General features: G+C 53.8%; 2 protein-coding genes. Both read left to right on the plus strand.

Features of this window, described 5'->3' with window-relative positions:
• Window positions 1–46 precede the first annotated feature (46 nt).
• Window positions 47–12919, plus strand: coding sequence for a non-ribosomal peptide synthetase (locus E1297_RS10535; RefSeq protein WP_209015743.1), 12873 nt, complete (start codon window positions 47–49; stop codon window positions 12917–12919).
• A partial coding sequence (locus tag E1297_RS10540) for a non-ribosomal peptide synthetase (RefSeq protein ID WP_155137749.1) occupies window positions 12916–17553 on the plus strand: 4638 nt, incomplete at its 3' end. The genes E1297_RS10535 and E1297_RS10540, both read left to right, overlap by 4 nt.

Consider the following 17553-nt stretch of genomic DNA (forward strand, 5'->3'; position numbering starts at 1 on the left):
GATTGAGGAGGCACTCGCCCGGCAAGACGGTATTGCCAAGGCTGTTGTGTCTGCCCGTAAGGGGGATAGTGCCAACGCTGGTGAGACACAGCTCGTCGGCTATATCGTGACAGACCCTGACCAGGAGGAATTTTCGGGTGAGGGAGATTTAAGTCACGTCGAAAGCTGGCAGGATCTTTACGAAACGGCATATGAAAAGGAACTGCGCGACCCTGAGAGCGGTTTGGATTACGCCAGCTGGAACAGCAGTTTTACAGGTGAGGCCTATCCGCTTGAAGTCATGACCGAGTGGCGGGCAAACACAGTCAATCGGCTGGTCGATCTACCTCATGACCGGGTGCTTGAAGTCGGTTGCGGAACGGGACTGATCCTTGCGGATCTTGCAATCGGTACCAGCCGATATGTTGCAACAGATATCAGCCCCAGCGCGCTTGATGCTTGCAAGCAGTTGATGTCCGAGCGCCAGCCTCTCAATCATGTCGAATTGATAGAAGCCCGGGCAGATGATTACACGAGAATTCCCGAAGGGCCATTTGATCTCATTGTTTTGAATTCTGTCATTCAGTATTTCCCCAATGCGGCTTATCTCGCAAAGGTTCTATCAGCACTTTCCGGTCGTTTGGCCGATGGAGGTTCCATTTTTGTCGGCGACGTTCGTGATTCAAGGCTTCTTGAATGCTTTCATAGCGATGTCGCCATGCAGCGCCAGCATGGTGTAAAACCGGAAACACTTGAAGGCCAGGTTTTGGCATCCGTTGCCCGTGAAGAAGAACTCACCGTCAACCCGGCCTGGTTTGCTGATTTTGTAAAAAAAGAATCTGTAATTGAACACTTGATCATGGCTCCGCGTCTGGACAGGCACATGTCCGAGATGGCACTTTATCGATACGACGTCATTCTCTCAAAAGAAGATCTGGAAAAAGTACCCGCATTTGCTTGCAGCTGGGCCCCGTGTGATCTGAAAAGCGTCGCGCCGTTATCACAAATCGCCGAGATACTGAAGACAACACGCACGCCATTTACTGTCATTTCCGGGTTTCCGGACACAAGGCTGAATCCGTCATTGGAAAATTGGCGCAAGGTTTCGCCAGTTGCGGAAAAAACTAATCGGCTGACAGCCGAGCGAAGAGAATATTCAGTGACACTGGATAGTCTTTTGGAACTGGCTAAGAGATACGATCTTGAGTTGTATATTCTTCTTTCAGATAAAGCTGGCTATTTGAATGTTGTTTTCGGCGAGCCGGGCTCAAAACTCTCTGAAATACAGTTCCCGGCTCATATTTGGCTCAACAACGATACCCGAAGCAATGTGCCGAATGGCGGTAACCTGAAACCGAACCAAATCCGCCAAATCCGGCAGGCTCTCTCCGAGTATCTGCCGGAGCACATGGTTCCGATCAGCTATATCGGCATCTCTAGGATACCTCTAACAGCTTCGGGGAAAGTAAACCGCAAAGCATTGCCGACGATTTCCGGAGCTCTTGCGCGTGCAGAATATCAAGCGCCTTCCGGAGAAGCGGAAATCCGCGTTGCCGCGACAATCTCCGACCTTTTGGGTGCCGGACAAGTCGGCAGCAAGGACAGCTTCTTCGAACTGGGGGGGAATTCACTCATTGCAGTGCAATTGGCTTCGCGGCTTGAAAGCGCTACCGGGAAACAGGTTGCGCTGAAGGATGTTTTTGAATGCCCGACCGTCGAAGCTTTAGCAGAGCGCCTGGAGGCAAGAGGCAGTGGTCTGACGAGAGCCAAGATTGATCCAGTCGACCGGACTTTACCGGTTCCGCTCTCCTTCCAGCAAGAACGGCTGTGGCGCCTGGAGCGTCAGGACAAAAGGGCGCAAGAGGCACACCTGATTGGCTCGGCCTACCGGGTAAATGGTTCATTGAATACCGCTATTTTGCGCAAGGCATTCCTGAGCCTTGTTGATCGTCATGAAGTATTGCGAACGGTCTTCTACGAAAATGACCAGGGGGATCTCTGTCAGATCATCAGGTCGACGGAAGCGGTAGGCGTTGCCTTTAGAGTAGAAGACGTAGGCCAATTGAGTGAAGCCGCACTTGGGCGACGGGTGGAAGACCTTCTGCAAGAGCCGGTGGATCTCGCGAACGGCCCGTTGTTCCGGGTCTCGCTACTTCAGTCTTCTGAAGCGCTGAGTATTCTGGTCATAGCCAGTCACCAGATTGTTCTGGGAGAACGGTCACTGGGTAAGCTCTTGCTTGAGCTGTCTGCACTAATCAATTCTGATGATGCGGGGCGCGACAGCCTATCGCTGCAATATGCCGACTACGCCTCCTGGCAACGGAAGTCTCTGGTGGGGGATGAATTTGAAGCCAATAAGTCTTGGTGGCGTGATGAGCTGGTGGGATTGCCCGAAGTCATCTCTTTGCCATTCGACAGATCGCGTGGGCAGATTGCGGACCCTTCCTGCGATGTTGTCCCGTTTTCGGTGAATACAGAAACAGCGACAGCGCTGAGGGCACTTGCTGATAAACACGGCGCAACCTTGTTTATGGTCCTTGAGACCGCACTTGCATCGCTCCTGTCGCGGATTGGCGCGGGCAACGACATCGCCATCGGAACTTCTGCGAGCAGCAGGATGCGGAAGGAACTTGCCGGGGTTTGTGGAAATTTCTCGAATACTGTCGTAATTCGCAATCGTATCAATATTGAACAGACCTTCCTGCAACAGGTTCAATCTACCCGGCGGGTAGTCCAAAATGCTTTCGCACACGAAATTGTTCCGTTTGAGACCATTGTTCCAGTGCTTACGTTGAACCACGTCCCTTTGGCCCAAGTGCTTCTGGATGTACGTAAAGCGGATGACAGTGGCAAGAAACTGATGCTTGGCAACGCGCAACTGGAGCCGTTGAAGGGTATAGATATCTGGCGGTCAACTCATGATCTTGTTTTTAAGTTTTATGAAGACAAACATAATCTTTCAGGGAGACTGTACTTTAGGAAACAGCTATTTGAGCGCCAAACAGCTGAAAAAATAGCAATGATGTTGAAACGGTTACTGGATCACGTTGCCGGTAGACCCGAAACATGTGTCGTTGACCTGCCAATCATGAGTGACAGAGACAAGGCCCAAGTCACAAGCGGCTTTAATTCGGGCGTGGTCGAATTTCCAGAAGACCTCACAATTGTCGATTTGTTTCAAAAACAGGTCAACCTCAACCCAAGTTCGACGGCGATTATCGACCGTGAACGACAGATAACTTATCGAGATCTTGATGACGCTTCGAACCGCCTTGCCCGGTATCTCATAGGATTGGGAATAGGTTTTGAGGCCCCGGTCGGTGTGTGTCTTGACCGATCACCTGAGCTTGTCATTGCACTATTGGCGATTATGAAGGCTGGAGGTGCTTATCTTCCGCTCGATCCTGATTATCCGCAGGATCGGCTCGACCTTATGCTCGAAGATGCCGGTGCAAAATGGGTGATCATGAACAGGAAGCAGGAAACGGCACTTCCTGTATTAAGCGCAAACCCCATGCGCAAATCGATCATATTGAGCGATCCTGCGGTAGCTGTTGCTATTGCCGAACATACGCCTCAGACACTGAATGATAATGAGCGCTTGGCGCCGTTAAATCCTCAGTCACTCGCCTATCTGATCTATACTTCGGGATCGACCGGCCGACCGAAAGGGAGCCTGTTACCTCATCACAATGTGGTTAGGCTTTTGAAAGCGACGGAGGAGCGTTTCCAGTTTGGGCAAGACGACGTTTGGTCTTGTTTCCATTCCTGTGCTTTTGATTTCTCCGTCTGGGAAATGTGGGGAGCGTTGTGCACTGGCGGTAAAGCCGTCATCGTTCCACGAACTGTCGCCCGTACACCAGAGGCTTTTGCCTCACTTCTTCAACAGGCCGGTGTAACAGTCCTGAACCAGACACCCACGGCCTTTGATGGACTAACACGGGTTGCTCTAGAGAATGAGTTTTTGTTCCCCGATCTCCGGCTGGTGATTTTTGGCGGTGAAGCTCTAGAGCCGCGCAAGCTTAAACCCTGGTTTGACAGGTTCGGGGACGCTCAGCCAAAACTAGTGAATATGTACGGAATTACCGAAACAACCGTGCATGTGACCTGGGCTCAACTGACGCGGGAGTCATTGAAATCCGGTGCCAGCGGGATCGGCATGCCGATTCAGGATTTATGCGTTTATGTTCTTGATGCGCATCTGGAGCCGGTGCCAGTCGGTGTGCCAGGAGAGATGTTTGTCGGTGGTGCCGGGTTATGCCGTGGCTATCTCAAGAGATCGGATCTGACCGCTGAACGTTTTGTCGCCGACCCCTTTTCAGGAAATCAGGGAAGCCGATTGTACCGGACCGGTGATTTGGCCCGCTGGCGTCCTGATGGAACACTTGAATACCTCGGGCGTATTGATACACAAACCAAAATCCGCGGAATGCGGGTCGAACTCGGTGAAATCGAAGCTGCGCTGATGCGGCAACCGGGTATTTCTCACGCTGTTGTTGCTCTGCGCAAATCCGGGACCAATACAGATACGGGCGCGATATTGGTCGCCTATGTCGTATTGCCTGGGACTGCTGAGGTGACAGGTCGCGCTACTCTTGTTTCGGCCGGGCAAACGGCAGCGGATACTGACTTCGCAGGGGTTGGCGTACTTTCCCTGGAGGGCCTGTTGGATATCGGGGGGCTCAGAACGGAATTGGCGCGCGAGCTCCCGGATCATATGGTGCCGGTCCGTTTCATCGGGATCTCGCATTTGCCGATGACCCCATCCGGAAAGGTCGACAGAAACGCGCTTCCTCAAGTGGAAGGCGATGTGGCCAGGGCGAAATTCGAGCCACCCGAAAGCGATACCGAGAGGTTGGTCGCTTCGGCTTTCGCAGAACTTCTCGGGACGGAAGAAATTGGCCGGCACGATGAATTCTTTGTTCTTGGCGGAAACTCCCTCAGTGCTGTGCGGTTTGCAACACGTATGGTGGCAGCGACTGGAAAGGCGGTCGGTGCCCGGGATATTTTTGAAAGTCCAACGGTCGCCGAATTGGCCGCGCTCATTGACAGTCGCAAAGCAGAGATCAAGACGGTTCCACTGGTGCCGGTTGACCGGTCGCAATTCATTCCGCTTTCCTATCAGCAGGAGCGGATGTGGTTCCTCGATCGGATCGACAACCGCGCCGGCTTTGCCTACCACATTGAGGGCGCATTCCAACTCGACGGCGATTTCGATCCGACAGCTCTGGATTTTGCCTTGGCCAGACTGGTCGCACGCCACGAGGCGTTGCGCACCGTCTTTGCGGTTGATGAAGCGGGCATGCCTTTTCAGGTAATCCTGCCTCCACCTGTCGAACGTTGGGGCCTCGTTGTTGAAGACGGTTCTTCTTTTAGGGACACGCAACTGAAAGCCCATGTTTCTAAACTGCTGGGTCGCAAATTTGATCTTGAGCAGGGGCCGCTGTTCCGGGCCCATGTGATCCGGCAGTCAGCCGACAGGCACATCTTGTTGATTGGCGGTCACCACTCGGTTCTGGACGGTTGGTCAATCGGCATTATTGTCAAGGAGCTGGCGGCGCTCTATGCCGAAGCGCGGGGTGGAAAGCCGGCTAACCTCTCCAGCCTGCCGGTTCAGTATCCCGATTATGCGATTTGGCAAAGGTCTGAGCTTTCCGACACCAGACTGCGCAGTGAAAATGCGTGGTGGAAGGCACACCTGGAAGGCATCCCTGATGCGATTTCATTGCCATTCGACCGGCCCAGGCCGGAAACCATGGACTTCAGCGGCGGTGCCGTTCGGCTGCATGTCTCCAAGGATCTGACCAGGTCACTTAAACGGCTTGCTCAAAGCAACGATGCAACCTTGTTCATGGTTCTTGAAGCTGCTTTTGCATGCGTCTTGGCACGCCTTGGTGCAGGAAACGATATTGTCATCGGAACTGCGGTGGCAGGGCGCCCTCGCCATGAAGTGGAGGGGCTTGCTGGCTATTTCGTGAACACCGTAGCTCTGCGCAACCGCGTCGACCTTGAAAACAGTTTTCTGGATCAACTCAGGGCAACACGGTCCGAGACGCTCAATGCCCTTTCCCACGGATATCTGCCCTTCGAGACTGTTGTCGATGCGGTTTCGCCCGTGCGGTCTCTTAGCCATCCACCATTAATGCAGGTGATGCTTCTTCTTCAAAACACGCCTGACAGCGGGCAGGGGCTGAGTTTTGGCGGTACTGACGTGACTCATTTCGAGCTCCCGCATCGCGGGACGGCCCGGACTGAGCTTGGGCTTGATCTCGAAGAAACGCCAAATGGGTTAATCGGACGCTTGATCTACTCCTTGCAAGTTTTTGAACTGGCAACAGCCGAGCGAATTGCCGGGATGTTTACACGTTTCCTGGAACAGATCGCCAAGGAACCCGGCGTCAAGGTTGGTATCACTTCGGTTCTTCAAGAAACAGAACGCAAAAGACTCCTGTCCGATTTCAATTCCGATGAAATAGAACCGCTGAAAGAAGTGGCGTTTCTCGATCGTTTTGCGGAACAGGTCCGGTCTACCCCGGATCGAATGGCTGTGCATGATGGCAAGTTGCAACTGACCTTCCGCGATCTAGACACCAAGTCAAACCGCTTGGCGCGGCACTTTATCAAGCTTGGTGTTTGTCCTGAGCGGCCAGTGGCCGTGTGTCTGGCAAGATCATCATCCCTGATTATTGCGATGCTGGCTACCCTCAAGGCTGGGGGCGCTTATCTTCCACTCGATCCAGATTATCCTATCGAACGTTTGAGTTTCATGCTCAACGACGCCGGCGCCCAGATTATCGTGACCAATCGTGAGGTTCAGGCTTCGAATGGTAGCCTGTTCGTTCAGGCCGACGTTGACACTTTGGTATTGGATGAGCCGCAAACGCAGGGTCTGCTTTCAGAGTATGAGGACACCCCTCTGGAGGCCTGTGATCAGCCGGCAAAAACATCTGAAGACCGGATTGCCTACATTATTTACACTTCCGGATCCACAGGCAAGCCCAAGGGGGTGATGGTCAGCGTCTCCAACATCTCCCGGTATATCTCCTGGCTATGCTCCGCGACACAATACATTGATGCCCCTGCAATGCTCATGTCCACCACCATCGGCTTTGACATGGGTATTCGGGAGCTCCTGTTGCCGCTTGCGCGCGGAGGTTCGCTGCATTGCTTCCCGGAGAATGTATTACGTTGTGATTTCAGCCAGCTTGCCGCTGTGAAGGCGACTGCATTCGTCGGCACTCCCTTGCTTCTGGAGGCTATTCTTGATGTCGCGGATGATGCATGGTTGTCGCGGATTGAGTTCGTTTATTGCGGAGGTGCACCGCTCTCGGCGCACTTGAGCGAACGAGCTCAGTCCCTGATGAAAAATGCGGAACTGCGTCTTGGATATGGGCCAACAGAGGGGACCTGTAACGTCACTTCTGTCCTGTTTAATGACATTGACAGCGATCAGGGAATACCGATCGGATCCCCGATCATCGGCACCCGGGTATATGTCCTTGATCCCTATCTCGAACCGGCACCAACTGGGGTGCCGGGAGAGCTGTTCATCGGCGGCGGGCAGGTTTCCAGAGGCTATGCAGGGAAACCTGGACTTACCGCAGAGAAGTTCATTGCTGATCCATTTTGTGATGCTCCGGGCATGCGGATTTATCGGTCCGGTGACCTTGCACGCTGGAAGGCTGACGGAAGTCTCGAATTCCTCGGGCGCATAGATAATCAGGTCAAGATCCGGGGAATGCGCGTCGAACTTGAGGAAATCGAGGGCGCACTTGCCAGTATCGACGGGATCGCCCGTGCGATCGTAGAACCCGACAGTGATGTAGATAGTCCCCAATTGACGGCATTCTTGGTTCCCGAGTTGGTTTCTGATGAACAAATTGCGCAAGCGCTTGAAAAAGGTGTCCAGAACCTGTCGAGCGAAGATCGATCAAGCGTTGTTGTGCTGCCGGTCGAGGAGTGTTTTGATCACGCTGCGCTGAGACAAAGGCTAAGGCAGGAGTTGCCGGAACACATGGTGCCGACTGGCTTCGTCGCCTTGTCACGCCTGCCTATGACAGCCTCGGGGAAGATCGACCGGAAGGGACTTCCAAATGTTCAGGTTTCTTTGGCGCATCAACCCTATGAGCAGCCAATCACAAACACCGAAATGGTGGTTGCCGAAGTATTTGCGGAACTGCTGGGATGCAGCCCGGTTGGCCGGCATGACAGCTTTTTCGAGCTCGGTGGCCACTCGCTCAGTGCTTTGCGGTTGGTGGCTCGTTTGCAAACCCTAACCGGAAAGGCAGTCGTCGTCCGGCACGTCTTCGAAGCTCCGACAGTAGCAGGATTGAGCGTTAGGATTGATGCCGCACAAACCGTGGCTGACGACACACCAATTGTGTGCGTCAATCGCTCCCAACCTCTTCCACTGTCCTATCAGCAGGAGCGATTGTGGTTTCTTGATCGGCTGGATAGCAGGGCAGGAGCAGCTTATCATACTGAAGGGGCTTTTCGGCTCAAGGGACCGTTGGATGTCAATGCTCTGAGGGCTGCGCTTTTCGCGCTTGTTGACCGCCATGAGGAACTTCGAACTGTCTTTGTGGATCATGGTCAGGGAACTCCATGTCAAATCATACGGCCGGTGGGTGAAAGTGGCTTTACGGCCGAACTGGAGGATTGTTCGGGACAAACTGAAAGCCAATTGGAAGAACGCATAGCTTCGTTGCTGGCAAGGCCGTTCAATCTCGAAACCGGCCCATTGTTCCGGTCCAGTATTCTCCGTCTTTCAGACGAAGAACATGTGCTGATTACGGGTGGACACCACATCATTCTTGACGGTTGGTCTCACTGGTTGCTGTTTAAAGAGCTTGGCGCACTTTACCATGAAGCGAAGAGTGGAGCGCCCTCCAACCTTCCTGAACTTCCCATCCAGTATGCAGATTACGCAAGTTGGCAGCGCAACACGTTTTCCGGTGCGCAACTCGATCGGGAAATTGCCTGGTGGAAGGATGAGCTTTCCGGGCTGCCGACAGCAATCGAGTTGCCATTCGACAGGCCGCGCCCGGAAGTCATGGACTTCAAGGGGGACATGGTCCGGCTGAGTGTGCCGAACAGGACACTCAATAAACTCAAGAAGCTTGGAGTGCAGAACGGGGCAACGCTCTTCATGATTCTTGAAACGGCATTTGCTACAATGCTTTCACGTTTGGGTGCAGGCGAGGATTTTGCGATTGGAACGGCCGTTGCTGGCCGTCCGCGGCAAGAACTCGAGGGGCTTTGCGGCTTCTTTGTGAACACAGTCGCCATTCGAAACCGGTTAGACCTTCAAAGGACCTTCTCTGAACAGCTCAATGTGGCACGCGGGGCGATTTTGGATGCCTTTGCACACCCCAACACTCCATTCGAGTTGGTTGTCGACAAGGTTGTGACCGACCGGACCTTGGGGTGTCCGCCCCTGGTGCAAGCGACATGTGTTCTGCAAAATCTTCCAGATGCAGGGAAAAGCTTCAATCTGGAAGGTGTCCAGGCTGAACCGCTTTTGCAAGCCGTCAAGGCTGAAACTGCAAAATTCGAACTGTCCCTCGATTTGATGGAAACATCACGAGGCTTGTCGGGCTTGCTTGCCTATTCTTCCCAGGTTTTCGATGCAGAAACCGTAACGCGCTTGGCCAGTATGTACGTCCGGATACTAGAGGTAGTTGCCGACGTTCCAGAAACAGTCCTCATTGATATACCTCTAACCGGACAACATGAACGAGATGTTCTGACTGAAGGGTTCAACAACGTAGATGTATTCTATCCGCGGGATGCAACGATCTCGGATCTTGTCGCGCGGCAGTGTCAGGTGCAACCAACAGCAATTGCAGTAACTGGTCCGGACCGCTATTTGACCTATGCCCAGCTTGAGGCCGAGACGAACCGGCTGGCCCGTTACCTGATTGGCAAAAATGTCGGGCCAGAGACAGTAGTCGGTGTCTGTGCAGAACGATCCTGTGAACTGATAGTGACGCTACTTGCAATCTTGAAGGCTGGTGGTGCGTATCTGCCTCTGGATCCCGACTATCCCGAAGACCGGCTGGCGCTGATGATCAAGGATGCCGGTGCCAAGTTGTTGGTGACATACGGCATTTCTAATCCAGGTTTGGTACATATTGCCCACAGCGATGCGGTCGAGCTTGTTGCCCTGGATCGAGCCGATACACTGCAGGCGGTCTCTGAACAAAGCGAGCTTCCGATTGGCGATGATGAAAGGACACTGCCGGTCGGCCCTGACTCGCTCGCCTATATCATTTACACCTCCGGCTCTACCGGAACGCCCAAAGGCAGTCCGATCGCGCATCATAATGTGGTCCGGCTCTTGCGGGCTACGCAGGATTGGTACGGCTTCGGGCGGGAAGACGTCTGGACCTTCTTCCATTCATATGCGTTCGACTTTTCTGTTTGGGAAATTTGGGGCTGTCTCAGTACAGGTGGACGCCTTGTAGTCGTTCCGCGCCATGTAGCAAGGTCGCCGGAAGCATTTGCGGAACTGGTTCAGGACAACAACGTTTCGGTCTTGAACCAAACTCCGACCGCCTTTGGCAACATGTCCCAAGTGGCGCTAGATCGCGGTATGGGCATGCCTGCGCTCAGGCTCGTGATTTTTGGCGGAGAGGCACTGGAACCCAGGACCCTTCAGCCTTGGTTTGACCGTTTCGGGGACAGCCGCCCAGAACTCGTGAACATGTACGGGATAACGGAGACAACCGTGCATGTGACGTATCAGCCGGTCAAGGAGGGATTGGCAACCGCCGGTGCGAGTGTGATCGGTGTTCCGATCCCTGATCAGCGTGTTTATGTGCTGGATCAACATATGCAATTGGCCCCTATAGGGGTGCCGGGTGAAATGTATGTCGGCGGTGAGGGACTATGCCGGGGGTATCTTGGCCGTTCCGGGCTAACAGCGCAGCGCTTCGTCGCGGACCCATTTTCCCGAACGGCCGGCGCGCGTCTCTATCGAACCGGGGACCTGGCCAAATGGCGTGCGGATGGATTGCTTGAGTTCATGGGGCGGATTGACAGCCAGGTGAAAATACGTGGCATGCGCGTCGAGCTTGGTGAAATTGAAGCTGCGTTGTCGGCTCAAGACGGGATTGCTCAAGCCGTTGTATCGGCCCGCTCCGCAAAAGACGGTGGAGGCAAGGAAACACTGGTCGCCTACGTGGTCACCGACCCGGGGTCCCTGCCAGAGCCGATGCAGGACAACGCTGATGCACAAGTGCAATCCTGGAAGGACCTGTATGAGACCACCTATGATGAGAGTGTGTCCGATGAGGAAACGGGTCTGAATTTCATTGGTTGGAACAGCAGCTTCACGGGCGAGGCTTATTCCCTTGAAGCGATGAAGGAGTGGAGGTCCAATACGTTGGACCGGCTAAAGTTCTTGCCTCACCAGCGTGTTCTGGAGATAGGTTGCGGGACGGGCCTGCTCATGTCCGGACTTGCACCGTCAGCGGAACGTTATGTTGGAGCTGATTTTAGCTGCGCGGCTCTTTCGACATGCCGTTCCACGATAAGCAGCCGAGAAGATCTGGCACATGTCGAATTGATCGAAGCGAGGGCCGATGAATCCGATAAGATGCCCGACGGCCCCTTCGACTTGATCATTCTGAACTCGGTAATTCAGTACTTTCCGAGTGCAGGATACCTTCACGATGTCCTGAATGCGGCCCTACCACGATTGGCAAAAGGTGGGGCGATATATGTTGGCGATGTGCGCGACTTTAGATTGTTGGAGTGTTTTCACGCTCATGTAGCGGTTAGCCGAAGCCAGGCATCAACCGATCCGGCGTCTTTGCAGGGCCAGCTGCTGGTCTCGATGGCCCGGGAAAACGAGTTGACACTGGACCCTGCCTGGTTTCAGCGCTTTGCGGAGGCCCATGGTGATTTGGACCATGCCGCCGTTTCACCTCGGATCGATAAACATCCGACCGAAATGGGTTTGTTTCGATACGATGTGGTGCTTCTGAAAGACCGGACGTCCAAGCGTCATCTTGACGACGACATTTTGTGGCTGGAGGGCAAGAGCCTCAGGTCTATCGAAGACTATTTTGCCAAAGAAGCAGCTCTTTCGGATGCTTCCGGCAAAAATATTGGTGTTAAGGAGGTTGAAGACACAAGGCTCGCGGAAGCACTTGCGAATTGGCGCAGGCTTGATCCGGGGGCTGCAGTACGACGGGAACGCTCCGCTCCAGGCCAGACCGATGGAGTTACCTTGGACGCATGCGAAGCTTTGGCAAGCAAGTTTAACCGTGCACTTTTGGTTCAATCATGTTCCAAACCCGGTTGCTTTGATTTGGTCTTCGCGACGGAGCCGCGGTCGCTTGCTGGATATAGTGGCTTTCGGGCGCATCAAGCCGGCGAATGGACAATGGCCAACAATCCGAACTCTGGAACACTGACCTCGTCTCAAATCCGTCAAGTTCGAGATGCTCTTCTTGAAACGCTTCCCGAGCACATGGTTCCGGGCAATTTCGTCGGGCTGGCACGTCTCCCGCTTACGCCGTCAGGAAAAGTCAACCGGAAGGTGCTTCCTGAAGTCGACGGTGCCATGGCGCGGGCGGAGTATCAACCGCCAGCCACGCCAACCGAAGAGCTTGTAGCCAAGGTTATAGCTGAGCTGTTGCAGGTTGACCGTCTTGGTAGGGAAGACAGTTTCTTTGAACTTGGCGGCCATTCGTTAAGTGCGGTGCGGCTGATTGCCCGGCTGGTGGCAGACACAGAAAAGCCGATTGTGGTGCGTGACGTCTTTGAAAATCCGACGGTCTGCAAACTAGCTGAAAGACTGGAATCGCTCAGCTCCAGTCCGCCGGATGCGGACGCGATTGAAATGTTGCGGGCCAATGAAGACTTGGCAGATGAATTTGATGAAGTGTTTGGTTTGGGCGCTGCCAAACGCGTACTGAGGGCAGTGGCATGAACAAGATGCATGGTCAGGGCACGAAAAATCCGTTCTCCCGTTTTAAGAAGGACGCCGCCTCAAACAAACAAGTTCATGTTGCAGAGCGACTCCCGCTCACACTCAATCAGGAACGTCTGTGGTTTCTTAACCGGCTGGACCAAACGACAGAAGCCGGTTTTCATGTTGCGAAGGTTTGGCGGGTTAATGGAGAGATTGACGTTGATGTTCTCCGGTCGGCGTTCGATCAGCTGGTCGAAAAACACGACGCCTTGCGCGTGGTTTTCAAAAGTGATGAGGAAACAGGCCCCTATCAGTCTGTAGGGCCAGTATCCGAAACGCGAATATCCTTGAAAACCGAGGATTTGGCCGGAAATACCAATTCCGAGGTAAAGGACCGGGTACGGTCCCTCTTGGACCAGCCGTTCGACCTTGAAACGGGGCCACTGTTTCGCGGCTGGCATTTGGCATCAGGTAAGAACGACGGTGTTCTGGTATTTTGTGCCCATTCTGCGGTGCTTGACAATGCTTCATTGGCGCTGCTGATGCAGGATCTGTTTGCGCGCTACGTTTCTCTTCTCCGCAAGATCGAGATAAAGACAGCTGAGGGCCACGAGCTTTATTCTGAATTTATAAAGGCACAATCACGAGCCGGTTTGGGAGCCGATCTGACCGGCGCTTTAAAGTGGTGGAAGTGGCAACTGGCAGGTGTCCCGGCCGCTATCTCCCTTCCATTTGATCGCCCTCGTCCGGAAAACGCGGAGTATGTCAGCAGTTTTGTTGGCTTGAAGTTGCCGAAGCAAACTACAACCCGGTTAAGGGGAATCGCGCATGAGACGGACACGTCCATGTTTGTTATTCTTCAAACAGCATTTTCGCTGCTTCTGGCTCGGCTGGGGGCAGGGCCGGATGTCGTTATGGGTACGCATGTTTCTGGCCGGGGATCGAATGATACTTGTGCGGTGTGCGGGCCATTTGAGAATTTGATCGCCATTCGAAGTACGGTCGATTTGGGACGCAGTTTTCAAGATCAGCTGGCATCCAATCGCGCCGATGTGCTGGACGCTTATACCCACGGCGTTGTTCCATATGCCGCTGTGCTTGAGGCGGTTGATCCTCCCAGATCAATGCGCCATGAGCCACTCCTGCAGGTTGCTTTTAATCTTTGCTCTCCTGAACATGAGACGCGCTCTCATACACTCCCTGACATGCTAAGTGTTGAGCCATTCCCGATTGATGGGGGGCAGCATTCTGTTTTTGAACTCATGATGGATCTGGAAGACAACGGCAGTGAAATCAGCGGTACTGTTGTGTTTTCCAAGGCCCTGTTCGAACAACAGACTATTCAGCGCCTTGTGAGAGCTTTTAAGCAAGTTCTTGATTATGTTGGAAACGCGCCTTCGATACTTCTGCACGATATACCGCTTCTGGGTGATGCAGATTATTCTCAGGTTGTCCGGGGTTTTAATGCGACTGCACAACAACACCCACGGGAAAAGACATTCGTTGACCTCTTTTCAGAATCCGTCGCCAAGTGGCCCAAAGGAATTGCAGTTGCCGAAGGCAAAAAACAGGTGTCATACGAGGAACTTGACGCACAATCGAACCGCCTCGCCAGAGTGCTGATCGACCGGGGTGTTGGTCCTGAAACGATCGTTGGGGTGTGTTTAGATCGATCAATTGAGTTGATCGTCAGTATGCTCGCTGTTTTCAAGGCCGGCGGGGCATATATGCCCATCGACCCGGATTATCCTGAAGAGAGAATAGCATTCTTGCTAGATGACGCTTCCGTTCCTGTTGTCCTTGCCAATACGCGGGCCGCAGAGCGTAAGGCTTTGCTGACCGAGAATGACGATAGAACAACGATCATATACGGAAAGGATACCGAAGAGCGTTTGACTGCGGTATCTCCGTATCCGATTAAAGCAGACGAGCGGCTCCATCCGCTTTTCCCAGACAATCTTGCTTACACTATTTACACTTCCGGATCGACCGGTAAGCCAAAAGGCGTTCTGATCGATCACAAGGAATTCCGGAATTTTTTGTTTGCGATTTCGTCACTCGCACCGCTGAGCGCTGCGGATGTCGTTCTATCGGTTACGTCGAGCGTATTCGACGTTTCCCTACAGGATTTCTGCTTGCCACTTGTGCACGGGGCCAAATTGGTGTTGGCAGACCGTAATCGTCTTGGGTCCGACGACTATGTGCAAGGCCTGTTCAAGAAGGTTCGCCCGACATTCATGGAGCTAACACCGTCTGTTGCACGTTTGATGTTTGCCGAAGGTATTCCAGACTCCCCCGAGCTCACGCTGTTTATCGGGTCTGAAGTTGTCGATCCTGGGTTGGCGGATGAGCTTGGCGGCAAGGTCAAGAAGTTGCTCAATGCCTACGGGCCGACCGAAGCTGTCGTCAATTCAGTAATGCAGCCGCTCCGGAAGGGTTTGTATAAACGAACTGTTCCGATCGGGTCCCCGATTGAAAACACGACTGCCTATATTGTGGATAGGCATTTCAATCCGGTGCCTGTGGGAGTGTTTGGCGAGCTTGTGATTGGCGGAGAACAGGTCACCCGCGGCTATACGGGCCGGCCTGGATTGACTGCTGAGAAATTTGTCGCCGATCCATTCTCGAATGTTCCAGGTGCGCGGGTGTATCGAACCGGTGATCTGGTTCGCTGGTTACCGGACGGGAGCATCGAGTACCTCGGCCGAATTGACACGCAGGTCAAAATTCGAGGCATGCGTGTTGAGCTGGGTGAGATCGAGGCAGTCTTGGCTGCAGATGACACTGTGGAGCAAGCGGTTGTACTGGCCCGCAAGGGGGCCGGAGACACAACGGTAGACAGCGAACTGGTTGCCTATTTGGTGCCTAACAGTTCGTCGAGTGTAACAGTGACAGGCGGGTACGGGAGTAGCCCCCGTTCGATCAAGAGCGACCGGGAAGTCGAGATTTTGCGGTCGGAGGACTTCTTCGATCTCGGTGCATTGAAAGCCCGGCTCAAGGAAACACTGCCGGTGCATATGGTGCCGTCGCGATTTATCACGATTTCCCACATGCCGTTGACGCCTTCCGGAAAGACCGACAGCAAAGCTCTCCCGGCTGCGGAAGGAGCAATCGTTCAGACGGCGTATCAAGCGCCGCAGAACGGGATTGAGAAGGTGGTGTCCGATGCGTTCGCCGAACTTTTGCGCGTAGAGCGCGTCGGGCGGTTGGACAACTTCTTCGAACTGGGCGGTAATTCGCTGAGCGCCATTCGGCTGGTTGCGAGAATAAAGGCAAGTTTGAACAAGAGCCTTTTGGTGCGGGAAATCCTCGAAAGTCCGACGGTTGCCGATCTTTCTGTGCGCATTGACGCGGCTGCCAGCAGCGATGGTGAGGTGCCGCTTATCGCCGTCGGGCGCGATAAGCCGCTGCCTCCCTCCTATCAACAGGAACGGCTCTGGTTTCTGGATCAGTTGGATGACCGAGCTGGTGGAGCCTACCATGTGGAAGGTGCGTTCCGTTTGGACGGGCCTCTCGACCCTGGCGCCTTGGACAAGGCTCTTGCGAAGCTGGTTGCCCGGCAAGAGGGTCTGCGGACGGTTTTTGCGTCAAGTGAGGACGGGACGCCGTATCAAGTGGTTCGCCAGCATAGTGCAGACACCTTTGGGCTTGTCGTCGAAGACGGAACGGATTTCTCTCCGGAGGATCTAAAAGCACGTGTCCGATCGTTGGCCCAGAAACGCTTCGATTTTAAGAATGGACCATTGTTTCGTGCGCATTTGATCCGCCTATCGGAGGTGGCTCACATTCTCATCATCGGTGGGCATCATATTATTTTCGATGGGTGGTCGATTGGTGTGGCTCTGAAAGAGCTTGGGGCGCTTTATCGTGAGGCTCTTACAGGAGTGCCTGCGGACTTGCCGAAATTGCCGATCCAGTACGCAGACTATGCCGCGTGGCAGCGAAAAACGCTTTCCAGCAGTAAAATGCAGCTCGAAAAGGAGTGGTGGAAGCAGGAATTGGCGGGCATACCGAATGTCATGGATCTTCCGCTGGATCGTCCTCGTCCTGAGGTGTTCGACTATTCGGGACGCGTGGTGCCGATTTGTCTGGAACGACCCTATCTGGACAAGTTGCAAGAGATAGCGCTTGGAAATGGTGCAACCCTGTTCATGGTCATTGAAACGACGCTTGCGGTCCTGCTAGCGCGTGTCGGGGCGGGCAACGATATCGTGATCGGGACAGCTGTAGGCGGGCGACCGGCACAAGAGCTTGAGAATCTCTGCGGATATTTCGTCAATACCGTTCCATTGCGCAGCCAGATGGCCCTTGAGCGCCGTTTTCTGGATCAGTTGACGGTTAATCGTGCTGCCATTCTCGACGCTGTCAGTCATGATGCGGTTCCATTTGAAGCGGTCGTGGATGCCGTCTCTCCAACCCGATCCATGAGCAATTCGCCGATCGTCCAAGTGATGTTTACCCTTCAAAACCTGCCTGACTGGGGTGCCTCTCTTCAGCTGGAGGATGTCACGGCGGTCGGATACCGATCAGGTGATATCGAAACGGCGCAGGTTGATATGGCCGTTGTCCTCGCCGAGACGAAGGCAGGCCTGGAAGGTCGTATGTCTTTTGCCTCTCAACTCTTCGACCGTTCGACGGCAGAACGGCTTTCT

The sequence above is a fragment of the Roseibium sp. RKSG952 genome, assembly GCF_009711355.1.